Origin of the sequence: Scandinavium lactucae (assembly GCF_033843265.1) — a bacterium.
Taxonomy (GTDB): Bacteria; Pseudomonadota; Gammaproteobacteria; order Enterobacterales; family Enterobacteriaceae; genus Scandinavium; species Scandinavium lactucae.
Map to the genome: position 1 here is coordinate 1 of NZ_JAWXRD010000040.1, position 25,320 is coordinate 25,320.

Consider the following 25,320-nt stretch of genomic DNA (forward strand, 5'->3'; position numbering starts at 1 on the left):
CCGACCCCCACCATGTCAAGGTGGTGCTCTAACCAACTGAGCTACGGACGCACAAAAGGATGGTGCGTTTAATTGGACTCGAACCAACGACCCCCACCATGTCAAGGTGGTGCTCTAACCAACTGAGCTATAAACGCATTGGTGCGTCCGAGTGGACTCGAACCACCGACCCCCACCATGTCAAGGTGGTGCTCTAACCAACTGAGCTACGGACGCACAACGGGGACGAATATTAGCGGCAGGGAGGGGAAGTGGCAAGAGGCAATTGCCACTTTTCTTTCTGTTTTCACGCGATTGCGGAAACACTGCACAAACTGATGATAAAGCAGCCGCCGTGAAGCGGCTGTTTAGGGGGGTTAACGTGCCGCGCGGGCCAGAATAATGGCTGACGGCTGACGTTGCAGGAAACGCATCCGCAGCATCATCAGGATCGCCGCAGAGGTCAGACCGATGATAAAGCCCATCCAGAACCCCGCCGGGCCCATACGCGGCACTACCATGTCGGTTAACGCCAGCACATAACCGCTCGGCAGGCCGAGCACCCAATAGGCGGTGAAGGTGATAAAGAAGATGGAGCGGGTATCTTTATAACCTCGCAGCACGCCGCTGCCGATAACCTGAATCGAGTCGGAGATTTGATACACCGCCGCCAGCAGCATCAGCTGTGAGGCCAGGGTTACGACTTCAGGATTGTCGTTATACAGCAGGGCGATATGTTCCCGCAGAGAGACGGTGAATATCGCGGTCATCACCGCCATGCACACACCAACACCTAACCCGGTACGCGCGGCAGTCTGCGCTTCCAGCGTAGAACCTTGTCCCAGACGGAAGCCGACGCGGATAGTTACCGCCGCTGCCAGTGACATCGGCAATACGAACATCAGCGAACTGAAGTTGAGGGCAATCTGGTGACCGGCTACGTCAATAATCCCGAGTGGGGAAACCAGCAGCGCTACAACCGCGAACAGCGTCACTTCGAAAAACAGCGCCAGAGCAATCGGCAGGCCGAGCTGCACCAGGCGTTTCATAATCGCGTAGTCGGGTTTGCCGAAGCCTTCGTGAGTGCGGATATCCCGCATCGAGCGCGCGCGTTTTACGTACGAGACCATCGCAAAGAACATCACCCAATAGACGGAAGCCGTTGCCACGCCGCAGCCAACGCCGCCCAGTTCCGGCATCCCAAAATGACCGTAGATGAAGATGTAGTTCACCGGGATATTCACCAGCAGACCAATAAACCCCATCACCATGCCCGGTTTGGTTTTCGCCAGGCCTTCACACTGATTACGGCACACCTGGAAGAACAAATAGCCCGGCACGCCCCACAGCAACGCACGTAAATAGCCGACGGCTTTATCCGCCAGTTCCGGGTCGATATTATGCATCGCGTGAATGATATAACCGGCATTCCACAGAACGACCATTACCAGCACTGAGACAAATCCAGCGAGCCAGAATCCCTGGCGAACCTGATGCCCGATGCGATCGCGACGTCCGGATCCGTTCAACTGGGCAATCACCGGCGTCAGAGCCAACAGCAGGCCGTGACCAAACAAAATGGCCGGGAGCCAGATAGAGGTGCCGATGGCAACGGCGGCCATATCAGTGGCGCTGTAGCCACCCGCCATGACCGTGTCGACGAAGCCCATTGCGGTCTGCGCCACCTGCGCAATGATGACCGGGATGGCCAGCGCGAGAAGCTGGCGCGCTTCAATAACGTACTTTTGCACGGGTAAATACCTTTTATTGATTGTTATTGTTGAAGAGACTAACAAAGCCGCCGACACGGGCAGCAAGAAGAAAGAGCAGAGGAATTTTCGAATATATTGTAGCGAGTAATGGGTATTAAGCCAGTCAAAAAAATGGCAGGGAGCACTACCTGACTGGCAAGGTACGATCGCAACTGTTATTGTTCGGGATATAAAAGACGGTGATGATTTAGAGACAGGAGTTAATGGCATGTTTACTGGAATCGTTCAGGGCACGGCTAAAATTGTGTCCATCGACGAAAAACCTAACTTTCGTACCCATGTGGTTGAAATTCCTGAGCATATGCTCGAGGGAATTGAAACCGGGGCGTCCATTGCGCATAACGGGTGCTGCCTGACGGTAACCGAAATTAACGGCAGTCACATCAGTTTTGACCTGATGAAAGAGACGCTGCGGATTACCAATTTGGGCGAACTCAAAGAAGGTGATGTGGTGAACGTTGAACGCGCGGCGCGATTTAACGATGAAATTGGCGGCCATTTGATGTCCGGCCATATCATGACCACTGCCGACGTAGCGAAAATCCTGACCTCGGAAAATAACCGTCAGATATGGTTTAAGGTTCAGGACTCGACCCTCATGAAATACATCCTGTATAAAGGATTTATTGGCATTGATGGCATTAGCCTGACGGTAGGGGAAGTGACGCCCACCCGTTTCTGCGTGCATCTGATTCCGGAAACATTGCAGCGCACCACGCTTGGCAAGAAGAAATTAGGCGAGAAGGTGAATATCGAGATTGATCCGCAAACTCAGGCGGTGGTCGACACGGTTGAGCGTGTGCTGGCCGCGAAAGAATCGGCGATAAAGCAGCTCAACGCTGACGAATAAAAAGAACCCCGGCTTGCCGGGGTTTGTTTTTTTAACGTGCGACGCGTAAGCCCCCCTCGGCACCGCGCGTGAAAACCACCTGCCAAAGCTGAATATCACGGGCGCGAAATGCCCCCGCGCAGGCATTCAGATAATACGAGAACATCCTTTTGAAACGCTCTGAATAATTGTCCGCAATTTCCGGCCAGCTATTTATAAAACGTGAATGCCAGGCCATCAGTGTGGTGTCGTAATCAGCACCGAAGTTATGCCAGTCTTCCATCACAAAGTGCGGCTCGCTGGCAATAGCAATCTGGCGAACTGAGGGTAGACAGCCGTTCGGGAAGATGTATTTATTGATCCACGGATCGACATTATTATCCGTTTTCTTTGACCCAATGGTGTGCAGCAGGAACAGGCCGTCTGGTTTCAGATTACGATCCACCACGTTAAAGTAGGTGGCGTAATTTTTCGGCCCAACGTGTTCAAACATGCCAACGGATACGATGCGGTCGAACTGGTCCTGCAAATCTCGATAGTCCTGCAACAGGATTTGCACGTCCAGCCCCTCACAACGTGCCTGGGCCATTTTTTGCTGTTCGGCAGAAATGGTCACCCCGACCACGCTGACGCCGTAGTTTTTCGCCATATAATATGCCAGACCGCCCCAGCCGCAGCCGATATCCAGTACTCGCATGCCAGGCTGCAATTGTAGTTTCTGGCAAATGAGATCCAGCTTGGCCTCTTGCGCCTGTTCCAGAGTTTGCGCCTCTTTCCAGTACGCGCAGGAATATTGCATGAACGGATCGAGCATCCGACTGAACAAATCATTGCCCAAATCGTAATGTTCTTTACCGACTATCCAGGCACGTTTTTTACTTTGTAGATTGAGCAGACGCGCGCCTGCGACACGCAGCGTATCTTTGAGGTGGCGGGGGAGTTGGCTTTCAAGTCCGGCGCGGAGAACGTGCTGAAAAAACAGATCCAGCCGTTCGCATTCCCACCAGCCATCCATATAACTCTCGCCTAATCCCAGTGACCCTTCCTGTAGCACGCGCTTAAAGAAAAGAGGGTTGTTAACCCGGATGTCTGAGGGAGCGGAACCATTAATTCTGATACCGGCCCGACTCAACATTTCGTTGACGATTCGATACCAGTCATCATTGGGCACGCTTACTTCTTCTATACACGATGAACTCATAGCTTCTCCATCACGCGGCTTGTGATCAGAACCTTAAAACAGCGTAGACGCTTTTTTGGTTATGTGAGAACTCTCACGGACGTTGCCGTGAGTCTGCTATCCGACGTAGAACAGAGGAAGGGAGATATCCCTTGCCGAAAGGCCATCCGTGGGGAAACGGGGGAGATCCGTTCCCCCGTTAATCGCTAATATTTATCGTAATTATGTGATGCAGAATCAGTATAGGCCGCAAAAATGAGTGATTCAATAAAAAATTCTTAGCACACTAATGACTGAGTTGTTACATAGTTGCTAACGACACTATGCGTGTGATTCACGTGCAGTGCCTTCATTTTCATCACGCTGTGCAACATATTGCATCCGATATCCCCAGCCCGCCAGGACCACGGTGAACAGCATCACGCTGGTGGTAGTCAGCAGCGGGGTGGCAATCAGCGTGGAGACCACCAGGCTTGCAAGGAAGCACAGGCCGAGCTGTAAGGTGTTTTGCAGTGCGGCTGCACGTCCGGTCGCCTGTGGGAACGGACGTAACGCCTGAGCCACCACGATAGGGTAAATCGCGCCGTTGGCCATCGCCATCAGGCAGAACGGGATCAGCAGGGCGGTCAGAGAACTGCCTGCGGTCAGGCCTACCGCAAAGGTCCCCGCCACGCTCACCGCGAAGGCCAGTAACAGCCACGGCAGCATCTGCTGACCGTTCCATTTCTGCAATGCGCCACGACAGCCGTAGCCACCGACCAGGAAGGCGATGGTTTGCGGCACGTAGCTCAGGCCAATCACCGTTGGGCCATAACCCATAGCGCTAAGAATGAACGGTGAACCGGTCAGCCATGCAAAGAAGCTGGCAGAGCAGGCGGCATAAATCAGCACGTTGCCACGATAATCGCGAGAGCGCAGCAGGGTCATAAAGGTCAGCGCTTTCTCTGTTTTATGCGGCACGTTCTGCGTCGGCTTTTTCAGTCGCAGCGCCGGGACCATCAGCACCAGGGTAATGGCAAACAGAGTGGCGAAAATCATCTGCCATTCGAAGTGATGCAAGATCCAGCTTCCGAGTAGCGGAGCCAGCGCAGGGGAAAGCCCGACCAGCGGCATCACCGTCGCGAAAATGCGGTTAGTGCGCTCTGGCGGATAATAATCGGTCACCATTGCCTGCCAGGTAACGGCGGCGGCACACACGCCGAAGGCCTGAATAAAGCGCAGCACCAGCAGCGTAGTGGCATCACGCACCCACAGCATGCCAATACAGCCAATGGCAAAAATGGCCAGGCCGATCAGCAGAATAGGTTTCCGACCATATCGGTCGGATAACGGTCCCCACAGCAGCTGAGCAAACGCAAACCCGGCCAGGAACAGGCTCAGGCTGGCGCTAACCGCTGCCGCCGGGGTCTGTAAATCATTCTGAATTACCGCAAACGCGGGCAAATACATGTCGGTCGCCAGAAAACCGAGCACGCTTAGGCCCGCTAGCCAGCATAAAAATCCTTTACCAGGAATATTGTTCATTCTATTTCTCGTCGCAGGTGTACATGGCAGCAGAGTGTAGGGAGTGCAACTTCGCTTGTGAAACGCTAATATTTGTCTGGTGGAATCAAATTTTTTGCAGGCAGCCTATGTGGTCAGAATATTCGCTTGAAGTCGTGGACGCCGTGGCGCGTAACGGCAGCTTTACCTCCGCCGCGCAGGAGTTGCACCGTGTGCCTTCTGCGGTCAGCTATACCGTTCGTCAGCTGGAGGAGTGGCTGGCGGTTCCGTTGTTTGAACGACGGCATCGCGACGTCGAATTAACGCCCGCCGGGGCGTGGTTTTTGAAGGAGGGACGGTCTGTTATCAAAAAAATGCAGATCACCCGTCAGCAGTGCCAGCAAATTGCCAATGGCTGGCGCGGTAGTCTGGCGATTGCGGTGGATAACATCGTCCGTCCGGAGCGCACCCGGCAAATGATTGTCGATTTTTATCGCCACTTTCAGGATGTCGAACTGTGTGTGTTCCAGGAAGTATTTAACGGCGTGTGGGATGCGTTATCTGACGGCCGTGTCGAATTGGCGATTGGTGCCACGCAGGCCATTCCGGTCGGAGGACGTTACGCGTTTCGCGATATGGGAATGCTGAGCTGGAACTGTGTGGTCTCCAGCCGACATCCGCTGGCGCAAATGCGCGGTCCGCTGAGTGATGACGTGTTGCGCAACTGGCCATCATTGGTGCGCGAAGACACCTCGCGCTCATTGCCAAAACGCATCACCTGGCTGCTGGATAACCAGAAACGGATTGTCGTGCCGGACTGGGAGTCGTCCGCGACCTGTTTGTCTGCCGGTTTATGCGCCGGAATGGTGCCTACGCACTTTGCCCGACCGTATATCGACAGCGGGGAGTGGGTGGCGCTGGAGCTGGAAAATCCGTTCCCGGATGCAGCGTGTTGTCTGACCTGGCAACAAAATGACATGTCACCGGCGTTAAGCTGGCTGCTGGACTATCTGGGGGACAGTGAAACGTTGAATAAAGAGTGGTTGCAGGAGCCGGAATAACCGGCCCCTGAGAGGTGATTAGCGGCGATAGTCGCGGAACGGACCGTCAGCTACCGAGCGGCGTTCGATCAGGCGTGGATGCACCTCAATCGACTGCGACTCTTCACGCTTGTTGACGATCCTGTCGAGCAGCATGTCAAAAGCGGCTTCGCCCAGCGAATCTTTCGGTTGGTGAATGGTGGTCAGCGCCGGGGTAAAGAAACGGGCGTTGCGCACATTATCGTAACCGATCACTGAAATATCTTGCGGCACGCGTAAACCCATCTCGTCAGCGGCACACAGGGCACCCATCGCCATGATGTCGCCGCCGCAGAAGACGGCGGTAGGGCGCGGCTGTTGCGCAAGGATCTGCTGCATTGCGCGATAACCGGATTCCGGTTCGAAGTCGCCCTGCACGATCCAGTTTTCAGGCACGTTAATCTGCGCTTCTTCCATCGCTTTCATAAAGCCCGCCAGACGACCCGCTCCGGTGTTACGCTCCATTGGGCCTGGGATCGCTCCGATTTCACGGTGACCACGTTCGACCAGATAACGTCCGGCCAAATAGCCGCCCTGGAAAGCATTATCAATCACGGAGTCGGTAAAATCGGCTTTCGATTCGCCCCAGTCCATCACCACCATCGGGATGTGGCGATACTCTTCCAGCATGTCGAGCACCGCCTGCGGGTACTCCGAACACATCACCAGCAGACCATCGACGCGCTTTTGCGCCATCATCGACAGATACGCCTGCTGCTTTTCGAGGTTGTTCCAGGCGTTCCCCAGAATCAGGGTATAGCCTTTTTCGAAGCAGCTTTTTTCAACGGCTTCAATGATCTCGGCAAAGTAGGCTGCTTCGCTGCTGGTCGCCAGCAGGCCAATAGTCTTGGTGTGATTGACCTTCAGGCTGCGCGCCACGGCGCTTGGCGAGTAGTGCAGTTCTTTGATGGCTGCCCATACCGCGTTGCGGGTATCTTCCGCCACGAAGCGAGTCTTGTTAATTACATGTGATACAGTTGTAGTGGAAACGTTTGCGCGTTTCGCTACATCTTTAATTGTTGCCATTCGTTCTCACTCCAGACCCTTTCCTTACGCCTGATTATCGACACGAAAACGTTTGCCTTTACACACCCTGGATACAATTCATTTGAATTGCGGTACGCCGGGAAACGACACAGAACGACGGGAGGGGGTCAATGGCTGCTACGCTTTTAAATTAGCGTGGAATTTTGTCTGATTCTTACGGAAAGGGAAAGAGAAAAATCGTTATGCGCCGAAAACCTGCGAGATTTTTGCGTATGATTGTGCAAAAATGAGCAGGCTCACTTTTGTTGTGGGGATTAAAAGGAGAAAAATTGATGAGTACCGACCTGAAGTTCTCTTTAATGACGACCGTAATTGCTCTGGCCCTGATCGTGGCCGCCGGGCTGACCGCCGTACTGCACTGATTTACCCGGAGGGAGAAATCTCTTCCTCCTTCTCATTTCCCTTCTGATTGTTATCAATTTCGCAAAAAACTTTTGCCATTTTGTTTACTTCTGTTTTTTTGTGATTGATGTCATGCTTTTGACTTCTGTTTTTGCACCATCCCCCTTCCCGGCGGATGGCTGACTGGAGTCGTACCATGAAAATCAATTTTCCCCTGCTGGCCTTAGCGATAGGGGCGTTTGCCATCGGCACCACGGAGTTTTCGCCGATGGGCCTGCTGCCGGTGATTGCCAAAGGCGTCGATGTCTCTATTCCCGTGGCGGGAATGTTGATCAGTGCTTATGCCATTGGGGTGATGGCCGGGGCACCGCTGATGACGCTGCTGCTCTCTCATCGCGCACGGCGTAATGCGCTTATTTTCCTGATGGCGATTTTCACTCTTGGTAATGTGCTCTCGGCTATCGCGCCGGATTACACCACGCTGCTGCTGTCACGCATTATTACCAGCTTAAACCACGGGGCATTCTTTGGGCTTGGCTCGGTGGTGGCCGCCAGCGTTGTGCCGAAACACAAACAGGCTAGCGCCGTGGCGACCATGTTTATGGGGTTGACTATCGCCAACATCGGCGGGGTTCCGGCGGCAACCTGGCTCGGTGAAACCATCGGCTGGCGGATGTCGTTCCTCGCAACGGCTGGTCTGGGCCTGGTGGCGATGCTCAGTCTGTGGTTCTCTCTGCCAAAAGGGAGCAGTGGTGAACGCCCGAATGTGAAACAGGAACTGTCGGTGCTGATGCGTCCACAGGTGCTGACGGCCCTGTTGACCACCGTGCTCGGTGCAGGCGCGATGTTCACCCTGTACACCTACATTTCGCCCGTGTTGCATAGCCTGACGTCGGCATCCCCGCAGTTTATTACCGCGATGCTGGTATTGATTGGGGTGGGTTTCTCGCTCGGTAACTATCTGGGCGGCAAGTTTGCCGACCGTTCGGTGACCGGCACGCTGAAAGGCTTCCTGCTGCTACTGATTGTTATCATGGTGTCGATTCCATGGCTGGCGCAGAGTGAAATTGGTGCGGCCGTGAGTATGGTTATCTGGGGTGCCGCGACCTTCGCGGTGGTGCCTCCGCTGCAAATGCGCGTCATGCGCGTGGCCCATGAAGCGCCAGGCCTGTCGTCATCGGTGAATATCGGGGCGTTCAATCTGGGGAATGCGCTGGGCGCGGCGGCGGGCGGGGCGGTAATTTCCGGCGGCCTCGGCTACAGCTTTGTGCCGGTGATGGGCGCGATTATTGCCGGTATTGCCCTGTTGGTGGTGCTGTTTAGTGGTCGTCGTCAGCCGGAAGAAGCGTTTTCAAGCCATTAAGAATATGCCCGGCGGGAGAGGTCTATCCGCCGGGCCAGAAATTATGCTGCCAGATTCTTAGCAACAAATTCCCAGTTTACCAGCGCCCAGAAATGCTCGAGGTAGTTCGGGCGGGCGTTACGGTAGTCGATGTAATACGCATGTTCCCATACGTCTACGGTCAGTAATGGTTTCGCATCCGTGGTCAGCGGGGTACCCGCGTTAGACGTGGACACGATAGCCAGTTTGCCGTCCGCTTTCTTCACAAGCCAGGTCCAGCCTGCGCCGAAGTTTTTAACCGCCGCATCGGTGAACTGCGCTTTGAATTCGGCAAAGCTACCAAAACTTGCGTTAATGGCGGCCGCGACCTCGCCGGTTGGTTCGCCACCGGCGTTCGGTGCCAGGCAGTGCCAGTAGAAGGTGTGGTTCCATACCTGAGCGGCGTTGTTGAACACGCCCGCTTCGGACGTGCGCACGATTTCTTCTAAGGTTTTGCCTTCAAAAGCGGTGCCTTTGATCAGATTGTTGAGATTGGTGACGTAGGTCTGATGATGCTTGCCGTAATGGTATTCCAGCGTTTCAGCGGAAATGTGTGGTGCCAGGGCGTCTTTTGCATACGGTAATGCAGGTAATTCGAATGACATTGCTTATTCTCCCTATTGTTATTAATACCCAATAGCCATGTATTGAGTAGGGATAGGGTAGCAAATTAAAAGATGTGGCTAAAGAGGAACTTACCCAGCCGCTTTCACGGCAGGGTGAGGGGTTAGCGAATCGTTTTCGACGTCATCACGCGGCGTGCACCGACATAATGGTTTGCCCAGTAATCTTCGCTCAGGGAGGTAATCTGGATATCGCGACCAGAGCGAGGTGACTGGATGAATTTTCCATTCCCGACATATACCCCAACATGATCGGCAGTGCCGCGGCCACGGGTGCGGAAGAACACCAGATCGCCACTTTGCAACTCGCCACGGTCAACGGAACGGGCATCGCGCAGATGGTACATTTCATTCGCGGTGCGCGGAATACGGAATTTCACGAGGTCTTTATAGGCGTAATAAACCAGACCGCTGCAGTCGAAACCGGTACGTGGCGACGAGCCACCCCACCGGTAAGGTTTGCCAATCTGGCCCATCAATTTATTCATCGCCGTTTTTTGTGCTTTCTGCACGCGGGCTTTGTGCGCATCCGCAATGGTCAGCGGCTTCACTTCTTCATTAACGCATTTCTTTTTATGGCCTTTACGCGCGCTGCATCTCTGCACCATTTTTGCCGAGGCGGTTTTTAATGCGGGGCTACGGGTTTTTCGAGAAGAGGCGGTTTTGCTGACGGTGGAAGTGGTTTTACTTTTTGCGGCCGTTTTCTGCTTAACGGTGCTGGTTTTCTTTTTCGCGGTGGTTTTGCTTTTGCTGCTGGTGGTTTTCTTTTTGCGGTCTGATTTGGCCTGGTGCGATTTCTGAGAAGCAGAAGACCGCGCCTGTTCAGACGCATGAGACAAAGGGGTCATCGACAGCGATGTAAACAGTAAAGCGCAGAGCGTGATCGAGAATTTATTTATTCGCGCCACTGAGCATTCCTCTGTTAGGCAGGCAAACACTCATGCCTGGGTATGATTGACAAAACGAATCGATTCTAATGCATAAAAACACTTATTGTTAATATACTTTTTGTATCTGATGCACTGTTTCGTTAGCGACTGCAAAAAAATGCGTCAATGTTGACATAAGATGCTCGGAAAATGCTCAAGCTATGGGCGGCGTGGCCGATAAAGGCATATTTTTAAGGCAACTTCACCGCGCCAGAGGTAAAATGTATTTGCGTGAACAAAATGTTATTTTCTGACAGCAGTCGTTGGCGTTACACTGATTGACTACAGTCATAAAAAGAAGTTTAAGGAAGCAAGACATGAGCACCACTCTTGAGAAAATCCAAAGCCAAATCGCTGAAAACCCAATCCTTCTGTATATGAAGGGTTCTCCGAAGCTGCCAAGCTGTGGTTTTTCCGCTCAGGCGGTTCAGGCACTGTCTGCCTGTGGCGAGCGCTTTGCCTACGTCGATATCCTGCAGAACCCGGACATTCGCGCCGAGCTGCCGAAATACGCTAACTGGCCAACCTTCCCGCAGCTGTGGGTTGATGGCGAACTGGTTGGCGGCTGTGACATCCTGATTGAGATGTACCAGCGCGGTGAACTGCAGACGCTTATCAAAGAGACGGCGGCTAAGCATAAAGACGACGAGCAGCCTGCTGAGTAAGTCTTTGTCTGGCAATAAAAAAGCGACCAATGGTCGCTTTTTTTTATTCTGCGTTTTCTGGCATCGGCAACGGCCAGCCGCCGAGACGCTTCCAGCGGTTGACGATTTCGCAGAACAGCTGTGCGGTTTGTTCCGTGTCATACAGGGCAGAGTGCGCGAGGTTACCATCGAATGCCATCCCCGCTGCGAGGCAGGCTTTCGACAGCACGGTTTGGCCTAATGCCAGGCCGCTTAATGCCGCAGTATCGAAGGTGACGAACGGATGGAATGGGTTACGCTTCAGCCCGGCACGCTCGGCAGCGGCCATCATAAAACTGTGATCGAACGTGGCGTTGTGCGCCACCATGATCGCGCGGTTACACTCCTGATCCTTCATTCCTTTGCGCACTTCTTTAAAAATGGCATGCAGGGCATCGTACTCGCTGACGGCACCACGCTCAGGATCGTTAGGGTCAATCCCGTTAAAAGCCAGCGCCTCAGGGACCAGATTTGCCCCTTCAAACGGTTCAACGTGAAAATGCAGTGTGCTGTCCGGCATTAGCCAGCCGTCTTCGTCCATCTTCAACGTCACGGCGGCCACTTCAAGCAGTGCATCCGTCTTGGCGTTAAAGCCTGCGGTTTCTACATCAATGACTACAGGATAAAAACCACGGAAGCGGTCGCACAGTGCATTACGTTGAGCGTTGTCGGACATCAGGATCTCTTAGGCTTACAAAAAGTAGCGCGCATTATGGCAAATTTTGCCGGCGGTTGCAGCAGAGGCGGGAGTAAAAAAAGGGTGCCTTAGCACCCATGAACCTTAATGACCCAGACCTTTACCAGCGTCTTTGGCTTCAATCAGTTCGATTTTATAGCCGTCCGGATCTTCAACGAAGGCGATGACCGTGCTGCCGCCTTTCACTGGACCCGCTTCGCGAGTGACGTTGCCGCCGTTATTGCGGATGCGCTCGCAGGCTTGTGCTGCATCATCAACGCTCAGTGCAATATGACCATAGGCGCTACCCAGCTCATAGCTGTCGACGCCCCAGTTATAGGTCAGTTCGATAACCGCTTCTTCGCTCTCCGGGCCGTAGCCGACGAAAGCCAGAGAATATTTGTATTCCGGGTTTTCGCTGGTGCGCAGCAGCGACATGCCCAGCACCTTAGTGTAGAAATCAATCGAGCGTTGCAGGTCGCCAACGCGCAGCATGGTGTGAAGTAGGCGCATTCTCTTTCCCTTAAGGTCTTGTTCGTAAAACAGGAATATCAGTATAGCGGCGGATGCCCGCCGCTATCAATCAGGGGATTAGAGAGCAGGGTAATCGGTATAGCCTTCCGCGCCGCCGCCGTAGAAGCTTTCCGGACGCTGCGGGTTGAGTTCCGCTTTACGCTCCAGACGTGCAACCAGGTCCGGGTTGGCGATGTAGGCGCGACCAAACGCCACAGCGTCAATCAGGCCTTTGGCAATCAGGTCTTCCGCTTTTTCAGGGGTGTAGGCACCGGCCCCGATAATCGGGCCATGGAAGCGTTCACGTACTTTACGACGGAATTCTTCGGTATAAGGCTGACCGCCTGCCCAGTCTGGCTCGGACATGTGCAGATAAGCAATGCCACGTTTGCCCAGTTCTTCAATCAGATACAGCGCATCGGCTTCTTCATTCGGGCCGTTGTCCGTGTTCTGGAAAGAACCAATTGGCGATACGCGAATACCAATGCGATCGGCACTCCACTCTTTGCTGACGGCATCAACCACTTCAAGTACCAGACGGGCACGATTTTCGATACTGCCGCCGTACTGGTCGGTACGCTGGTTAGCGGAAGGCGACAGGAACTGGTGCAACAGGTAGCCGTGAGCAGAGTGCAGTTCGACGAGGTCGAAACCTGCTTCGCGTGCATTAGCAACCGCCTGACGAAAGTCATCCACGATGCCAGGGATCTCGCTAAGTTCCAGCGCACGCGGGACAGAGGTATCTTCACGGGTCGCGTTGCCGTTGGCATCACGCAGGGAGGTACGGGTACCTGCGCTCAGCGCAGAAGGGGCAACTGGTGCCTGGCCGCCTGGCTGTAGGCTGTTGTGCGAAATACGCCCGGTGTGCCACAGCTGAACTGCCATCAGGCCGTTTTCAGCGTGAACGCCAGCGGTGATTTTTTTCCATGCCGCGATTTGCTCCGGGCTGTGCAGGCCGGGTGCGCCAGCGTAGCCTTTCGCCTGGGCAGAAATCTGTGTAGCTTCGGAGATAATCAGGCCGGAGCTTGCGCGCTGGCGATAGTATTCACCCATCAGTGGGGTTGGAATGTCACCCGGTTCAATGCTGCGCAGGCGCGTCAGCGGGGCCATCAGTACGCGGTTAGGCAAAGTAACAGCGCCGACCTTCAGCGGGGTGAACAGTTTCTGTTGTGACATAAGAACTCCTGAGTAGACCGGTCGTCTAGTGATTCGTGAAATAAAAACGCCTGTTTATATGACAGGCGCGGCAATCATAGTCTTTGCATGTTCGAGCGCGCTTTCCAGCGGCGTCGAACTGCGTGAAATCTTGGCCTGAAGGTTCGCCCCCAGCCACAGGGAGTACAGCACCTCGGCTTGGGTATGGGCATCACCGTGGAAGGTGAGGCTCTTCTCTTTACGGCCTTCTTCCAGTGCGTGGCTCAGCAGGACAATAATCTGGCTGGCCCCTTTGTTCATTTCGGTGCGCATCACTTCTGAGAGGTCACACACCTCGGCGGAGAGTTTCACCGTCAGACAACCGCTGATAATCCCCTGTTGGCAGAACTGGGTCAGGGTATGCTGATAGTAAGCCAGCAGGCGGTCACGGTAGTTGCCTTCACCGTGGGCAAAATGCTCAGCCAGACGGCAGTGGTAATCGGCGTAGTGACGCTCAAGCAACGCCACACCAAATGCTTCTTTAGAGCGGAAATAGTGATAAAACGAGCCTTTCGGCACTTCCGCCGTTTTCAGCAGTTCGCTCAATCCCATTCCGGTAAAGCCGCGATGCATACATAACCGTTCGCCAGTGGCGAGGAGATGTTCGCGAGTATCATGTTCGGTGTGTTTGTTCATGGGGCTAAATGTAGTAGACCGATTGGTCTAATGCAAGCGAAAAGTGTTTGGCAGTTGCAGGAAGAGCGATATCAGGCTTCAATGAGAGTAAGCAAATGACAGGGGGCGGTGTGGCAGAACAACTGGAGTTTTTCCCGGTACAAAGCCCGTGCCGGGGTATCTGTCAGTCTGATGAACGCGGCTATTGTAGGGGCTGTATGCGCAGCCGTGACGAGCGTTTCAACTGGCAACAATTCAACGATGCCCAAAAGCAAGAGGTGCTTCGCCTCTGCCGCCAACGTCTGCTGCGCAAAATCCGTGCAAACAAAACCCTTTCTCCTGAAGAACCTGATCAGCCTTCACTGTTTTGACCCTAAATGTGCGTATACTCGATGAAATTTTTCTGTTGAGGAAGCTTGTATGGTTCAGCGTATTACTCTCGCGCCTAATGGCCCGGAATTCTCCCGCTTTGTGATGGGCTACTGGCGTCTGATGGACTGGAACATGTCCCCGCAGCAGTTGGTTAGCTTCATTGAACAACATCTTGATCTCGGGGTGACGACGGTCGATCACGCCGATATTTATGGCGGCTACCTGTGCGAAGCGGCCTTCGGCGACGCCATGAAACTGGCCCCGCACCTGCGCTCACGTATGGAAGTGGTCAGCAAATGCGGGATAGCGACCACCGCGCGGGCGGAAAACGCCATCGGGCACTACATCACCGACAAAGACCATATTGTGCGCAGCGCCGAACAGTCGTTGACCCATCTGGCCATTGACCAACTGGACCTGCTGCTGATCCACCGCCCAGATCCACTGATGGATGCCGACGAGGTGGCAGAAGCCTTTACCGCGCTGCATCAGAGCGGCAAAGTACGTCATTTCGGTGTTTCCAACTTCACGCCAGCCCAGTTCTCCCTCCTGCAATCACGGCTGCCGTTTACCCTGGCGACCAACCAGGTTGAACTCTCTCCGGTGCATCAGCCGCTGCTGCTTGACGGCACGCTCGACCAGCTACAACAGCTGCGCGTGCGCCCAATGGCGTGGTCTTGTCTGGGCGGCGGGAGCCTGTTCAACGATGAGAAATACCAGCCGCTGCGTGATGAGCTGGCGACAGTCGCGACCGAACTCAACGCCGAAAGCATTGAACAGGTGGTTTACGCCTGGGTGATGCGCCTGCCTTCCCAGCCGCTGCCGATCATCGGTTCCGGTAAGATTGAACGCGTGCGTTCGGCGATCGCCGCTGAAAATCTTAACATGACCCGTCAGCAGTGGTTCCGCATTCGCAAGGCCGCACTCGGTTACGACGTGCCGTAATTCTGCTTTGCGCTAACGTTCCGACCAAAAAAGCGTTCCTGGTTTAGACTTATCAGGAACCTTTTTTTTGGAGGTACTATGAAGCGCATCACTCTTACCTTACTGACCCTGGCCATTTCAACCGGCGCGTATGCCGCCAGTACCGAAGTGGAGATGAATCTCGTCACCCCGCAAACCGTCGGACAGTCGATCGGCGAAGTGAAAATCACTGAAACCGATAAAGGCCTCGAATTTACCCCCGATCTCAAAGCGTTACCACCCGGTGAGCATGGTTTTCATGTTCATGCGAACGGTAGCTGCCAGCCCGCCCTGAAAGAGGGGAAAGCCAGCGCTGCCGAATCGGCAGGCGGTCATCTCGATCCCGATCATTCGGGCAAGCATGAAGGGCCAAACGGCATGGGGCACCTCGGCGATTTGCCGGTGCTGGTGGTGAATAATGATGGAAAAGCCACGCAGCCGGTGCTGGCTCCGCGGCTGAAAAAACTGGATGAGGTGAAAGGCAAAGCCCTGATGGTCCACATCGGCGGGGATAATATGGCCGATCAGCCAAAACCACTTGGCGGTGGCGGGGCGCGTTTTGCCTGCGGGGTCATTAAGTAGCCCGTTCCTCGATTGTCCCCGCAACCGGCGCTTGTTCTAGCTGCAACAGTGAACAGTACAAACGCCAGATAATCGCCGCCAGTTCTCTGGCGGCAGGCTGATGATGGTGGCCCAACGCTTCATAAATTCGTTTTAACTCGCTTAGTGCCGAGGCCAGCGGACGCTGCTGAACGCCACGCTCGCTCATCACATCGCGCAGCAGGCTGATACACAGGTCGCGCACTCGCTCCAGCGGGTCAGAGCGGGTTTCCCAGTCTCGCAATTGCCAGACCACATGGCTACAGTTGAGTAATACCACCCCCCAGCGCAGAAGCCACCGGCGGGAGAGCGCATCCCGGCTGTTACTGAGCTGGCTGATGTAATGATAAACCAACGATTCAAACTCATGTTCGCTTTGCTGCGGGCGACGGCTGAGCTGATCGACAAAGTGACGCCGTAACGACCGAATATGGCGGCGACTTTTACGGGCATCCGATCCCGGTTTGAGCACCGCGAAGGCCAGCCATGCCAGCCCCACGCCGATAATCTTAGCCAGGTTATCGTTAAGAAAACCGGCGAAATCATACACCGGCGGGTTGGTCACCGAAATGAACGATCCCATAAACACCACCAGTTGCCCCCATAGCCCGGCGTACTTCGGCATTTGCAGTTTGAACAGCTGCATGGTGACCAGCAGGGGGAACAGAAACAGCAGGAATTGCCAGAGGTCACTGATTTGCACCATCAGGCCAAACTTGACCACAAAGCTGAATAGCGACAGCAGCAGCAGGGTGCGCAGCAGCAAGGTCAGGGAGTTGAAGGGTGAAGGTGAGATAGAAAAGAGCACGCAGCAAATGGCCGCCAGGGTCAGTGCTGCCGGGCCGGACGCCCACTGGGTATTGATGGTCCATGCGCCAACCATAATCAGGGCGAAGAAGGTGCGCAGCCCGTTCCATAGCGCCTCGGCATGGTCAGTCCGGCGAGTCAGTGCGGGGGCTGCGGGCACATCAAACTCGGTGATCGCCGAGGCATTTTGCAGTCGTTTTAGCCAGCGGCTGGAGGTCAGATACAGGCGGCAGAAATAACGCAGGCGTTGCCAGAATGCCTGATGCCGGTAATCCATTGGGTCGCGCGGGGCCAGCGGGGCGATTATCCGGGCCACGCTATAGGCGTTTGCGCCAGGCTTCGCCAGCTCGGCGAGTAATTTTTCCAGCACCTCGCGGGTATTGGCGGGGTGTTCAGGCCAGTTAATCAGCATCCGGCGCAGGCTGGAAATCACGCTGGTCATGCGCAGCTGCTGATGTAACAAATAGTTCAGCAGGCTGTTCTGGCGACGGAAGCGGTAATGGCTCCAGAATGCCTGAATGCGCAGCAGGTTCATGGTCAGGATCTGACCAATAACGCTCTCATGCGCGGTACGAATCGCATCGGTGGTTTCCGGCTGCCACAGCAGGCTGGCATGTTCCAGAATACGCGCATGCATGTTCTTTAGCGCGGTCAGCAGGGTGGTGCCATCTGAGGTGCTCGGCATGATCATCATCATCAGCGCCCCGCAGACGATACCGAGTATTACTTCACATACGCGAGCCTGGGCGATATCCCATAGATGTGTGGCATCCACCAGATTGACCATCGGGAAGGCAATAATCGCACAGGTATAGCCCGCAAGCTGGAACGCATAGGCGGCGTTGTTCAGGTACATCGCGCAGACCCAGGTGCACAGGGCAATCCACGCCGACAGCCCGAACAGAAACAGCCACGGATCGGTCATGGTGTGCCCGGCAATTAAAATCGCCGCGCAGGCCCCCAGCAGACTCCCGGCAATACGCCCCAGACTTTTACTGATAACTCCGCCCACGGTCGGAAAGCTCACGACCGCCGCAGAGGTCATGGCCCAGTAGGGCTGATCCAGATTGATGTAATAGGCAAAACTTAGGGCCAGGCACATCGCGATGCCGTTACGTAAGGCATACCGCCATTGCGGGCGTGTGGCCTTTACCCATGGCAGCGACCGCCAGGTTAGCGCCTGTAAATTCATTACTGGCCGCCGATCGAGACGGTGCAGGTCGTCCCCGCAACCAGAATGATATCTTCTGGCAGCTTATCGAATTCGATGCGAACCGGAACGCGCTGAGCCAGTCGCACCCAGGGAATGGTTGGTTTGACGTCAGCGATCAAACTGCCTTCCGGGCCGACGCTCTGATCCGAGATAGCGCGCCCAATACTGCCAACGTGACCCTGTAACGTTTGTCCGTTGCTGTAAAGCACCACACTGGCCGCGCCGCCAGGACGAATGTGGCGCAGTTTGGTCTCTTCAAAATAGCCGACGACATAAAACGAATGGCTATCGACCAGTGCAAATACCGGGTGGCCGACGGCGGCATAATCCCCGGTGCGGGTCGACAGATTGGTGACCCAGCCATCAACCGGCGCTTTGACGTCGGTTTGCGCCAGCTGCCAGTTGGCGTGTTCAAGGGCCGCGTTAGCCGCATCGGCACTGGCTTTGGCTGCGGCGACGCTGGCTTTGGCGGCTTCGGCATTAGCGGTCGCCGTTTTCAAAGCATTATTGACGGTGTCGAGATCTTCCGCCGAAATAAAGTTTTTCGGTAAATTACGACGGCGGTCAGCTTCACGACGGGCCTTGTCCATATCTGACTGGGCTTTATTCCAATCTGACTTCGCTTTCGCCATGTCTGACAACGCTTTGGCATATTGGGCCTGGGCGGTCATCACCGCAATGCGAAATGGCGTCGCATCGAGACGGAACAGTACATCCCCGGCTTTTACCTGCTGGTTATCCCGGACGTTGAGTTCGATGATACTTCCGGATACCTGCGGGGTGATGCTGACCTGTTCGGCACGAATTTTGCCGTCACGCGTCCACGGCGACTGCATATAGTAATTCCAGACCAGCCAGACGGCCACCAGCGCCAGAGCCGCGACCAGCAGCGTGGAGAAATATTTCATTTTTTTCATTGAGTGAGTTACCACGCCACAATCAGAACCAGCGCCAGGCAGACCGCCAGCGCGAACAGAGAAAGATCCATTAAAAGAGGGTGCCAGACGTCACCCGCGTACATCCAGTCGCGCAGCTGGCGATGGGCGAGCAGCCAGATAAGAAAGCCCAGAATCACCGCTTTGAACAGTGGGGGAAAGTAGATTGAGGCCCCAACAATCAAGTCCTGCAGGGGAAGTCCCGGAGTATTAAGCGTCAGCTTCACGAGCAAAAATCCTTTGCAAATCCAGTAGTGCGGCAGAGGGCTGCGATGCCCGGTATAGTCATTAGTGTAAATCATCCCGTTCGTTAGCGGGGATGAGCCAATACATTTGTTTTGGGCATTTAAATGCTGCACACTATTCTAAAATCAGTATAATAACTTAGCAAGCTAATTATAAGGAGATGAAATTGGAATCGCCACTGGGTTCTGATCTGGCACGGCTGGTGCGCATTTGGCGTGCTCTGATTGACCATCGCCTGAAACCTCTGGAATTAACGCAGACTCACTGGGTTACGCTGCATAACATACATCAGCTGCCCCCGGAACAGTCGCAAATTCAACTGGCTAAGGCGATTGGTATCGAGCAGCCTTCACTGGTTCGTACCCTCGATCAGCTGGAAGAGAAGGGCCTGATTTCGCGTCAGACCTGTGCCAATGACCGTCGTGCTAAACGTATTAAACTGACTGAGAAAGCCGAGCCGCTAATCGAAGATATGGAAACAGTGATTCGTAAAACGCGGGGGGAAATTCTCGCGGGCATCTCGCCTGAAGAACTGGATCTGCTGCTGGGGCTCATTCGTAAGCTGGAGCAGAACATAAACGAACTGCAGGCCAAAGACTAGCGCTCAGACCGGAATAACAAAAAAGGCCCTGAATCAGGGCCTTTTTTTATGGGTGATACACGCCGGATCATTAGCGAGGGGAAACGGTCACCTGGCTGCCATTGCTGGCCATCACGACACGTTGCCCGGCAGCGAACTGGGTTGCGCCCTGTTTCTGCACCACCATGATGGTATTGCCATCGTCCTTACGGATTTCCAGCTCTACGCCCTGGGTTTTGTTCATTGCACCCTGAACGCCCTGGCCCGCTACACCACCTGCGACTGCGCCCGCCGCGGTTGCCAACGAACGACCGGTTCCGCCGCCCACGGTATTCCCGAGGAAGCCACCCAGCACCGCACCACCGATTGCGCCGATGACGTTAGAGTCATCACCGCCCTGAATCTGTACTGGACGAGTATGAACAATCGTCCCGTAGGTCACATTCTGAACCTGTTTGGCTTCGGATGCGGAATAAACGTCTCCGGAAAGGCCGCTGCTGCTGACACAACCGGCAAGCGTGAACCCAATCATTGAAACGGCCAATACACGTAACATCATTTATGAATCTCCTGTTCACAAGTAACGCTCTTGAGAGCATCCGTCACCGCAATTATATGGCATTTATGCACTAGAGGTCATATGTTCTGCGAGGATCTACACAAAATTGTAGTCTCTTTGTGCTCAACCTTACATAAACAGCCGTTGCGATAAAGGCATACAACGCAACCGGACGTGTATCCAGGCCGCGAATTATTAAATTTCGTCAGTGGATCATGGCATTAAGAAAAACTTTATGCTTCATTGTTTTTCTCAGTCATAAATTCAGGAAAGCGTATGAAATCGGGTCGCTATATTGGTGTGATGTCAGGCACCAGCCTTGACGGTGTAGATGTGGTTCTCGCGGCGATGGACGAAAGCATAGTGGCGCAGCAGGCCAGCCTGTCGTACCCCATTCCCATTGCTATCAAGGAAGCCATCCTCGCTATCTGCCAGGGGCAGCAGCTGACCCTGTCGCAGTACGGGCAGCTCGACACACGCCTCGGACATTTGTTCGCTGATGCTGTGCTGGCACTGATGGCGCAGGAAAAGCTATCGGCCAGCGATATCGTGGCCATTGGCTGTCATGGGCAAACGGTATGGCATGAGCCGGACGGTGAGGCCCCGCATACGCTGCAAATCGGAGACAACAATATCATTGCTGCCCGCACTGGTGTCACGGTGGTTGGTGATTTCCGCCGCCGTGATATCGCCCTGGGCGGGCAGGGTGCGCCGTTGGTTCCGGCATTCCATCACGCGCTACTGGCTGTGCCGCACGAGCGTCGCATTGTGCTCAACATCGGCGGGATCGCGAATCTGTCAATGCTGAGTCCTGGGCTGCCGGTCAAAGGACATGATACAGGGCCGGGTAACATGCTGATGGACGCATGGATTTGGCGTCAGTGCGGAAAACCGTATGACAAAGATGCCGAATGGGCGCACACGGGTAAAATCAGTCTGCCGTTGTTGCAGGAAATGCTCAGCGACCCGTGGTTTGCATTACCTGCTCCGAAAAGCACAGGACGCGAATATTTCAACTACGGCTGGCTCGAGCGCCAGTTAGCCAAACACCCGGGGGTGGCGGCGAAAGATGTAATGACCACCCTGACTGAACTGACCGCTGTGACCATCAGCGAGCAGGTGTTGCTGAGCGGTGGCTGTGAGCGTCTGCTGGTGTGCGGCGGAGGCAGTCGTAATCCTTTGCTGATGGCGCGCCTGGCTGCGTTGCTACCGGGTACTGAGGTCTCAACCACCGACGACGCGGGTGTCAGCGGAGACGATATGGAAGGTCTGGCCTTCGCATGGCTTGCCTGGCGTACGCTGGCCGGGTTGCCGGGTAATCTGCCGTCCGTCACCGGGGCCAGCATGCCAACGGTGCTGGGGGCGATTTTCCCTGTTAACCCGGCGCAGAATCAGAGTTAACTGACTGAGTCGTGATGCCATTGCCGATAGAATAGGTGTGTTTAGGGAGGGCAACTGCCCTCCGGGACCGGGACAGTCTATAGGCAAGCCAATGAAAAAAATTCTCCTCGCGGTAGTACCACTGATAGCACCCTTGATGCTCTCCGGCTGTAGCTACTACAACCAGTTCGTCGAGCGGATGCACACCGACACCCTTGAATACCAGTGCGACGAAAAACCGCTGACCGTTCACCTGAACAACACCCGTCAGCAGGTCGATTTCATCTACGATAATCAGCAGCAGACGCTGACCCAGGGCATTTCAGCCTCGGGGGCGCGCTATACCGACGGCATTTATGTCTTCTGGTCGAAAGGCGACAGCGCGACGGTCTACAAACGTGACCGTATCGTCTTGAATAACTGTCAGTTGCAAAATCCGAAGCGTTGAGATTTTGCTGACGGCGGCGCACAATAGCGTCACCTAAAGACAACTTCGAAAACGCCATGTCTGACAACGACTCCCTGCAGCAAATTGCGCATCTGCGCCGTGAGTATACCCGTGGCGGCCTGCGCCGCCGCGATCTTCCCGCTGAACCGCTGGCACTTTTTGAACGCTGGTTGGGGCAGGCCTGCGAGGCCAAACTTGCCGATCCCACGGCGATGGTCGTGGCGACCGTGGATGAAAACGGTCAGCCCTATCAGCGCATCGTGTTACTCAAACATTACGACGAAAAGGGGCTGGTGTTCTATACCAACCTTGGCAGCCGTAAGGCGCATCATCTGGAACAAAACCCGCGTATCAGCCTGTTGTTTCCTTGGCATATGCTGGAACGTCAGGTGATGGTCACCGGCAAGGCTGAACGGCTTTCTACGCTTGAAGTGGTGAAGTATTTCCACAGCCGTCCGCGCGACAGCCAGATTGGTGCCTGGGTCTCGAAGCAGTCCAGCCGTATTTCTGCGCGCGGGATCCTCGAAAGCAAATTCCTTGAGCTTAAACAAAAGTTCCAGCAGGGCGAAGTGCCGCTGCCGAGTTTCTGGGGCGGATACCGCATCAGCATTGAGTCGATGGAGTTCTGGCAGGGGGGTGAACATCGCTTGCATGACAGATTTATGTACCAGCGTGAAAACGATGCCTGGAAAATCGACCGACTCGCGCCGTAATCGCGCATTTTGTTGCGTTAAGCGCTGGCACAACACGGGCTGGCGTTTTATTCTATGAGCCTTTCGCATCTTGCGAAACGTCGTGTACCGGCTAAGGTGCAGTCTGTTTTATACATGGAGACTTTGATGGCGAGCAGTAACTTGATTAAACAATTGCAAGAGCGGGGCCTGGTGGCCCAGGTGACGGACGAGGAAGCGTTAGCAGAGCGACTGGCGCAGGGCCCGATCGCGCTCTATTGCGGCTTCGATCCTACCGCTGACAGCTTGCATTTGGGGCATCTCGTTCCCCTGTTATGCCTGAAACGCTTCCAGGAAGCGGGCCACAAGCCTGTGGCTCTGGTGGGTGGCGCAACTGGCCTGATTGGCGATCCTAGTTTCAAAGCGGCCGAGCGTAAGCTAAACACCGAAGATACCGTGCAGGAGTGGGTGGATAAAATCCGCAAACAGGTTGCACCGTTCCTCGATTTCGACTGCGGCAGTAATTCTGCCATCGCGGCCAACAACTATGACTGGTTCGGCGGCATGAACGTGCTGACCTTCCTGCGTGATATCGGTAAACACTTCTCTGTTAACCAGATGATCAACAAGGAAGCGGTAAAACAGCGTCTTAACCGAGATGATCAGGGGATCTCCTTTACCGAGTTCTCCTACAACCTGTTGCAGGGTTATGACTTCGCGTGCCTGAACAAACTGCATGGTGTGGCGCTGCAAATCGGCGGCTCCGACCAGTGGGGTAACATCACCTCCGGTATCGACCTGACCCGTCGTCTGCACCAGAATCAGGTGTTCGGTCTGACCGTTCCGCTGATCACCAAATCCGACGGCACCAAATTCGGTAAAACCGAAGGCGGCGCGGTGTGGCTGGATCCGAAGAAAACCAGTCCATACAAGTTCTATCAATTCTGGATTAACACTGCGGACGCGGACGTATATCGCTTCCTGAAGTTCTTCACCTTCATGGACATTGCTGAAATTAATGCCCTGGAAGAAGAAGACAAAAACAGTGGCAAAGCACCGCGCGCGCAGTACGTGCTGGCCGAGCAGGTCACCCGTCTGGTGCATGGTGAAGAAGGTCTGGTGGCGGCAAAACGCATCACTGAAAGCCTGTTTAACGGCAACCTGAGTGACCTGAGCGAAGACGATTTCGAACAACTGGCGCAGGATGGCGTGCCGATGGTCGAAATGGAAAAAGGGGCTGACCTGATGCAGGCGCTGGTGGATTCTGAGCTGCAGCCGTCCCGCGGTCAGGCGCGCAAAACCATCGCCTCAAACGCGGTCACCATCAACGGTGAGAAGCAGATTGACCCGGAATACACTTTCGCCGAAAGCGATCGTCTGTACGGGCGCTACACGCTGCTGCGTCGCGGTAAGAAAAACTACTGCCTGGTGTGCTGGAAGTAATTTTCCCGTTACCAGCACATGAAGAAGGCCGCGTATGCGGCCTTTTTTAATACCTGATGGCGCTCATGCTTATCGAGCCGAAATCTAAGCCTTAATTTAAGCCTTCTGCCGCCAATGCTGCGGTAACAGCCGGACGGGCTGCCACGCGGGCCATATAAGCTTCAATATTTTTGTAACCGCTGAGATCCAATTTTACCGCCCGCGCCCAGCGCAGGACGGTAAACAGGTAGGCATCAGCGATGGTGAAGCGTGCCCCGCTGATCCACTCCCCGTCACGCAGCGCATCATTCACATAGCTGAATTTTTTCTCCAGCAGTGCGCGGACGGTCGGTTTGAAGTCTTCAGGTGTGTCCGGACGGAACAACGGCGTAAAGCCTTTGTGCAGTTCGGTGGCAATGAAATTGAGCCATTCGAGCGTCTTATAGCGAGCGATGCTCCCCGCCGGGGCCAGCAACTGGCGGTCAGATTTGGTGTCCGCGATGTACTGCATGATCGCCACGCCTTCGGTCAGCAGGATGTTGTCGTCCAGCAGCAGGGCAGGAACCTGGCCTTTCGGGTTGACCTGCCAATAATCCTCCCCATTTTCCAGCTGCTTTATCGCGAGATCAACGCCAACCAGCGAAAAGTCCATGCCGCTCTCCCGCAGGGTGATATGTGAAGCAAGGGAACAGGCACCGGGTTTATAGAATAATTTCATGACGAACTCCTTAGGACGCAGATGTGTCATCCATCCTAGTTCGCCCGCAGATAAAAAAAAAGCCGCTGAACGTGTCAGCGGC

General features: G+C 54.6%; 28 protein-coding genes and 2 tRNA genes. 13 read left to right on the forward strand and 17 right to left on the reverse strand.

Annotation, left to right across the window (positions count from 1 at the left end; translation table 11 throughout):
* Window positions 1-60 precede the first annotated feature (60 nt).
* The 3 genes from SIK69_RS17635 to mdtK form a co-directional block, all read right to left on the reverse strand.
* Window positions 61-137, reverse strand: a tRNA-Val gene (locus tag SIK69_RS17635).
* A 2-nt stretch (window positions 138-139) separates the two neighbouring features.
* Window positions 140-216 (reverse strand) — tRNA-Val (locus tag SIK69_RS17640).
* Between the two features lie 140 nt (window positions 217-356).
* On the reverse strand, window positions 357-1,730 hold the full coding sequence (gene mdtK, locus SIK69_RS17645) for an MdtK family multidrug efflux MATE transporter (RefSeq protein WP_319630562.1): 1,374 nt from the start codon (window positions 1,728-1,730) through the stop codon (window positions 357-359).
* Window positions 1,731-1,959: 229 nt separating this feature from the next.
* Between mdtK and SIK69_RS17650 the strand changes: the two genes are divergently transcribed.
* Complete coding sequence (locus SIK69_RS17650; RefSeq protein ID WP_319786664.1) at window positions 1,960-2,601, forward strand: riboflavin synthase subunit alpha; 642 nt, start codon at window positions 1,960-1,962, stop codon at window positions 2,599-2,601.
* A 31-nt stretch (window positions 2,602-2,632) separates the two neighbouring features.
* Here the strand turns inward: SIK69_RS17650 and cfa are convergent, their stop codons facing one another.
* Window positions 2,633-3,781, reverse strand: coding sequence for a cyclopropane fatty acyl phospholipid synthase (gene cfa / locus SIK69_RS17655; RefSeq protein WP_319630560.1), 1,149 nt, complete (start codon window positions 3,779-3,781; stop codon window positions 2,633-2,635).
* A gap of 300 nt (window positions 3,782-4,081) precedes the next feature.
* Entirely contained in the window at window positions 4,082-5,284 is a 1,203-nt protein-coding gene (gene punC / locus SIK69_RS17660; protein WP_319786665.1) for a purine nucleoside transporter PunC, read from the reverse strand.
* Window positions 5,285-5,391: 107 nt separating this feature from the next.
* Between punC and punR the strand changes: the two genes are divergently transcribed.
* A complete protein-coding gene (gene punR / locus SIK69_RS17665) occupies window positions 5,392-6,303 on the forward strand; it encodes a DNA-binding transcriptional activator PunR (RefSeq protein ID WP_319786666.1) in 912 nt (303 codons plus the stop codon).
* A gap of 18 nt (window positions 6,304-6,321) precedes the next feature.
* Here the strand turns inward: punR and purR are convergent, their stop codons facing one another.
* Window positions 6,322-7,347 (reverse strand): HTH-type transcriptional repressor PurR, encoded by a 1,026-nt coding sequence (purR, locus tag SIK69_RS17670; protein WP_319630557.1) that lies wholly within the window; start codon window positions 7,345-7,347, stop codon window positions 6,322-6,324.
* A 293-nt stretch (window positions 7,348-7,640) separates the two neighbouring features.
* Here purR and cydH point away from each other — a divergent pair, with 293 nt between their 5' ends.
* Both cydH and SIK69_RS17680 read left to right on the forward strand, forming a co-directional pair.
* Complete coding sequence (gene cydH, locus SIK69_RS17675; RefSeq protein ID WP_319630556.1) at window positions 7,641-7,730, forward strand: cytochrome bd-I oxidase subunit CydH; 90 nt, start codon at window positions 7,641-7,643, stop codon at window positions 7,728-7,730.
* A gap of 176 nt (window positions 7,731-7,906) precedes the next feature.
* The gene (locus tag SIK69_RS17680; RefSeq protein WP_319786667.1) at window positions 7,907-9,073 is read left to right on the forward strand and encodes an MFS transporter; all 1,167 of its coding nucleotides are present in this window, start codon (window positions 7,907-7,909) and stop codon (window positions 9,071-9,073) included.
* A gap of 41 nt (window positions 9,074-9,114) precedes the next feature.
* Here the strand turns inward: SIK69_RS17680 and sodB are convergent, their stop codons facing one another.
* Together sodB and SIK69_RS17690 are read right to left on the reverse strand one after the other, a co-directional pair.
* Window positions 9,115-9,696 carry a superoxide dismutase [Fe] gene (gene sodB / locus SIK69_RS17685; protein ID WP_319630554.1) on the reverse strand — a complete coding sequence of 194 codons (582 nt, stop codon included), beginning with the start codon at window positions 9,694-9,696 and terminating at the stop codon, window positions 9,115-9,117.
* Between the two features lie 122 nt (window positions 9,697-9,818).
* Window positions 9,819-10,622: a C40 family peptidase gene (locus tag SIK69_RS17690; RefSeq protein ID WP_319786669.1), complete on the reverse strand. Its 804-nt coding sequence runs from the start codon at window positions 10,620-10,622 to the stop codon at window positions 9,819-9,821.
* A 338-nt stretch (window positions 10,623-10,960) separates the two neighbouring features.
* Between SIK69_RS17690 and SIK69_RS17695 the strand changes: the two genes are divergently transcribed.
* The gene (locus SIK69_RS17695; protein ID WP_319630552.1) at window positions 10,961-11,308 is read left to right on the forward strand and encodes a Grx4 family monothiol glutaredoxin; all 348 of its coding nucleotides are present in this window, start codon (window positions 10,961-10,963) and stop codon (window positions 11,306-11,308) included.
* 43 nt (window positions 11,309-11,351) lie between these two features.
* Here SIK69_RS17695 and rnt read toward each other — a convergent pair whose 3' ends face one another.
* The 4 genes from rnt to SIK69_RS17715 form a co-directional block, all read right to left on the reverse strand.
* A complete protein-coding gene (rnt, locus tag SIK69_RS17700) occupies window positions 11,352-12,002 on the reverse strand; it encodes a ribonuclease T (protein ID WP_319786670.1) in 651 nt (216 codons plus the stop codon).
* A gap of 105 nt (window positions 12,003-12,107) precedes the next feature.
* Window positions 12,108-12,515 carry a lactoylglutathione lyase gene (gloA, locus tag SIK69_RS17705; RefSeq protein WP_319630550.1) on the reverse strand — a complete coding sequence of 136 codons (408 nt, stop codon included), beginning with the start codon at window positions 12,513-12,515 and terminating at the stop codon, window positions 12,108-12,110.
* Window positions 12,516-12,593: 78 nt separating this feature from the next.
* The gene (locus SIK69_RS17710; RefSeq protein WP_319630549.1) at window positions 12,594-13,691 is read right to left on the reverse strand and encodes an alkene reductase; all 1,098 of its coding nucleotides are present in this window, start codon (window positions 13,689-13,691) and stop codon (window positions 12,594-12,596) included.
* Between the two features lie 54 nt (window positions 13,692-13,745).
* Complete coding sequence (locus SIK69_RS17715; RefSeq protein WP_319630548.1) at window positions 13,746-14,345, reverse strand: TetR/AcrR family transcriptional regulator; 600 nt, start codon at window positions 14,343-14,345, stop codon at window positions 13,746-13,748.
* Window positions 14,346-14,455: 110 nt separating this feature from the next.
* Between SIK69_RS17715 and SIK69_RS17720 the strand changes: the two genes are divergently transcribed.
* The 3 genes from SIK69_RS17720 (at window position 14,456) to sodC (ending at window position 16,241) form a co-directional block, all read left to right on the forward strand.
* Window positions 14,456-14,695, forward strand: coding sequence for a DUF1289 domain-containing protein (locus SIK69_RS17720; RefSeq protein WP_319630547.1), 240 nt, complete (start codon window positions 14,456-14,458; stop codon window positions 14,693-14,695).
* 49 nt (window positions 14,696-14,744) lie between these two features.
* The gene (locus tag SIK69_RS17725; protein ID WP_319786671.1) at window positions 14,745-15,641 is read left to right on the forward strand and encodes an aldo/keto reductase; all 897 of its coding nucleotides are present in this window, start codon (window positions 14,745-14,747) and stop codon (window positions 15,639-15,641) included.
* Window positions 15,642-15,719: 78 nt separating this feature from the next.
* On the forward strand, window positions 15,720-16,241 hold the full coding sequence (gene sodC, locus SIK69_RS17730; protein ID WP_319786672.1) for a superoxide dismutase [Cu-Zn] SodC: 522 nt from the start codon (window positions 15,720-15,722) through the stop codon (window positions 16,239-16,241).
* On the opposite strand, the gene SIK69_RS17735 is transcribed toward sodC, so the two are convergent.
* The 3 genes from SIK69_RS17735 to SIK69_RS17745 are packed head-to-tail and all read right to left on the reverse strand — an operon-like array spanning window position 16,234 to window position 19,441.
* The gene (locus tag SIK69_RS17735; protein ID WP_319786673.1) at window positions 16,234-18,258 is read right to left on the reverse strand and encodes an FUSC family protein; all 2,025 of its coding nucleotides are present in this window, start codon (window positions 18,256-18,258) and stop codon (window positions 16,234-16,236) included. The genes sodC and SIK69_RS17735 overlap by 8 nt on opposite strands.
* Window positions 18,258-19,196 (reverse strand): HlyD family secretion protein, encoded by a 939-nt coding sequence (locus SIK69_RS17740; RefSeq protein WP_319786674.1) that lies wholly within the window; start codon window positions 19,194-19,196, stop codon window positions 18,258-18,260. Before SIK69_RS17740 ends, SIK69_RS17735 begins: the two co-directional genes overlap by 1 nt.
* Before the next feature lie 8 nt (window positions 19,197-19,204).
* Window positions 19,205-19,441 carry a DUF1656 domain-containing protein gene (locus SIK69_RS17745; protein WP_319630590.1) on the reverse strand — a complete coding sequence of 79 codons (237 nt, stop codon included), beginning with the start codon at window positions 19,439-19,441 and terminating at the stop codon, window positions 19,205-19,207.
* A 179-nt stretch (window positions 19,442-19,620) separates the two neighbouring features.
* On the opposite strand from SIK69_RS17745, the gene slyA reads away from it, so the two are divergent.
* Window positions 19,621-20,061 carry a transcriptional regulator SlyA gene (gene slyA, locus SIK69_RS17750; RefSeq protein ID WP_319630542.1) on the forward strand — a complete coding sequence of 147 codons (441 nt, stop codon included), beginning with the start codon at window positions 19,621-19,623 and terminating at the stop codon, window positions 20,059-20,061.
* A 70-nt stretch (window positions 20,062-20,131) separates the two neighbouring features.
* Here the strand turns inward: slyA and slyB are convergent, their stop codons facing one another.
* Window positions 20,132-20,599 carry an outer membrane lipoprotein SlyB gene (gene slyB / locus SIK69_RS17755; RefSeq protein WP_319630541.1) on the reverse strand — a complete coding sequence of 156 codons (468 nt, stop codon included), beginning with the start codon at window positions 20,597-20,599 and terminating at the stop codon, window positions 20,132-20,134.
* Window positions 20,600-20,875: 276 nt separating this feature from the next.
* Here slyB and anmK point away from each other — a divergent pair, with 276 nt between their 5' ends.
* The 4 genes from anmK (at window position 20,876) to tyrS (ending at window position 24,541) form a co-directional block, all read left to right on the forward strand.
* Window positions 20,876-22,000 carry an anhydro-N-acetylmuramic acid kinase gene (gene anmK, locus SIK69_RS17760; RefSeq protein ID WP_319786675.1) on the forward strand — a complete coding sequence of 375 codons (1,125 nt, stop codon included), beginning with the start codon at window positions 20,876-20,878 and terminating at the stop codon, window positions 21,998-22,000.
* A 91-nt stretch (window positions 22,001-22,091) separates the two neighbouring features.
* On the forward strand, window positions 22,092-22,427 hold the full coding sequence (mliC, locus tag SIK69_RS17765; RefSeq protein WP_319786676.1) for a C-type lysozyme inhibitor: 336 nt from the start codon (window positions 22,092-22,094) through the stop codon (window positions 22,425-22,427).
* Window positions 22,428-22,483: 56 nt separating this feature from the next.
* Window positions 22,484-23,140 carry a pyridoxamine 5'-phosphate oxidase gene (gene pdxH / locus SIK69_RS17770; RefSeq protein ID WP_319630538.1) on the forward strand — a complete coding sequence of 219 codons (657 nt, stop codon included), beginning with the start codon at window positions 22,484-22,486 and terminating at the stop codon, window positions 23,138-23,140.
* Between the two features lie 126 nt (window positions 23,141-23,266).
* On the forward strand, window positions 23,267-24,541 hold the full coding sequence (tyrS, locus tag SIK69_RS17775; protein WP_319786677.1) for a tyrosine--tRNA ligase: 1,275 nt from the start codon (window positions 23,267-23,269) through the stop codon (window positions 24,539-24,541).
* A gap of 91 nt (window positions 24,542-24,632) precedes the next feature.
* On the opposite strand, the gene gstA is transcribed toward tyrS, so the two are convergent.
* Window positions 24,633-25,238, reverse strand: a complete 606-nt coding sequence (gstA, locus tag SIK69_RS17780) for a glutathione transferase GstA (protein ID WP_319786678.1) — start codon at window positions 25,236-25,238, stop codon at window positions 24,633-24,635.
* Between the last annotated feature and the right edge of the window lie 82 nt (window positions 25,239-25,320).

What these genes read in the sequence shown, in the direction of transcription:
- SIK69_RS17650 (WP_319786664.1), top strand. Translation starts at nt 1,960, where the DNA reads ATGTTTACTGGAATCGTTCAGGGCACGGCTAAAATTGTGTCCATCGAC.
- cfa (WP_319630560.1), bottom strand. Translation starts at nt 3,781, where the DNA reads ATGAGTTCATCGTGTATAGAAGAAGTAAGCGTGCCCAATGATGACTGG.
- punC (WP_319786665.1), bottom strand. Translation starts at nt 5,284, where the DNA reads ATGAACAATATTCCTGGTAAAGGATTTTTATGCTGGCTAGCGGGCCTA.
- punR (WP_319786666.1), top strand. Translation starts at nt 5,392, where the DNA reads ATGTGGTCAGAATATTCGCTTGAAGTCGTGGACGCCGTGGCGCGTAAC.
- purR (WP_319630557.1), bottom strand. Translation starts at nt 7,347, where the DNA reads ATGGCAACAATTAAAGATGTAGCGAAACGCGCAAACGTTTCCACTACA.
- cydH (WP_319630556.1), top strand. Translation starts at nt 7,641, where the DNA reads ATGAGTACCGACCTGAAGTTCTCTTTAATGACGACCGTAATTGCTCTG.
- SIK69_RS17680 (WP_319786667.1), top strand. Translation starts at nt 7,907, where the DNA reads ATGAAAATCAATTTTCCCCTGCTGGCCTTAGCGATAGGGGCGTTTGCC.
- sodB (WP_319630554.1), bottom strand. Translation starts at nt 9,696, where the DNA reads ATGTCATTCGAATTACCTGCATTACCGTATGCAAAAGACGCCCTGGCA.
- SIK69_RS17695 (WP_319630552.1), top strand. Translation starts at nt 10,961, where the DNA reads ATGAGCACCACTCTTGAGAAAATCCAAAGCCAAATCGCTGAAAACCCA.
- rnt (WP_319786670.1), bottom strand. Translation starts at nt 12,002, where the DNA reads ATGTCCGACAACGCTCAACGTAATGCACTGTGCGACCGCTTCCGTGGT.
- gloA (WP_319630550.1), bottom strand. Translation starts at nt 12,515, where the DNA reads ATGCGCCTACTTCACACCATGCTGCGCGTTGGCGACCTGCAACGCTCG.
- SIK69_RS17710 (WP_319630549.1), bottom strand. Translation starts at nt 13,691, where the DNA reads ATGTCACAACAGAAACTGTTCACCCCGCTGAAGGTCGGCGCTGTTACT.
- SIK69_RS17715 (WP_319630548.1), bottom strand. Translation starts at nt 14,345, where the DNA reads ATGAACAAACACACCGAACATGATACTCGCGAACATCTCCTCGCCACT.
- SIK69_RS17725 (WP_319786671.1), top strand. Translation starts at nt 14,745, where the DNA reads ATGGTTCAGCGTATTACTCTCGCGCCTAATGGCCCGGAATTCTCCCGC.
- sodC (WP_319786672.1), top strand. Translation starts at nt 15,720, where the DNA reads ATGAAGCGCATCACTCTTACCTTACTGACCCTGGCCATTTCAACCGGC.
- SIK69_RS17735 (WP_319786673.1), bottom strand. Translation starts at nt 18,258, where the DNA reads ATGAATTTACAGGCGCTAACCTGGCGGTCGCTGCCATGGGTAAAGGCC.
- SIK69_RS17740 (WP_319786674.1), bottom strand. Translation starts at nt 19,196, where the DNA reads ATGAAAAAAATGAAATATTTCTCCACGCTGCTGGTCGCGGCTCTGGCG.
- slyA (WP_319630542.1), top strand. Translation starts at nt 19,621, where the DNA reads ATGAAATTGGAATCGCCACTGGGTTCTGATCTGGCACGGCTGGTGCGC.
- slyB (WP_319630541.1), bottom strand. Translation starts at nt 20,599, where the DNA reads ATGATGTTACGTGTATTGGCCGTTTCAATGATTGGGTTCACGCTTGCC.
- anmK (WP_319786675.1), top strand. Translation starts at nt 20,876, where the DNA reads ATGAAATCGGGTCGCTATATTGGTGTGATGTCAGGCACCAGCCTTGAC.
- mliC (WP_319786676.1), top strand. Translation starts at nt 22,092, where the DNA reads ATGAAAAAAATTCTCCTCGCGGTAGTACCACTGATAGCACCCTTGATG.
- pdxH (WP_319630538.1), top strand. Translation starts at nt 22,484, where the DNA reads ATGTCTGACAACGACTCCCTGCAGCAAATTGCGCATCTGCGCCGTGAG.
- tyrS (WP_319786677.1), top strand. Translation starts at nt 23,267, where the DNA reads ATGGCGAGCAGTAACTTGATTAAACAATTGCAAGAGCGGGGCCTGGTG.
- gstA (WP_319786678.1), bottom strand. Translation starts at nt 25,238, where the DNA reads ATGAAATTATTCTATAAACCCGGTGCCTGTTCCCTTGCTTCACATATC.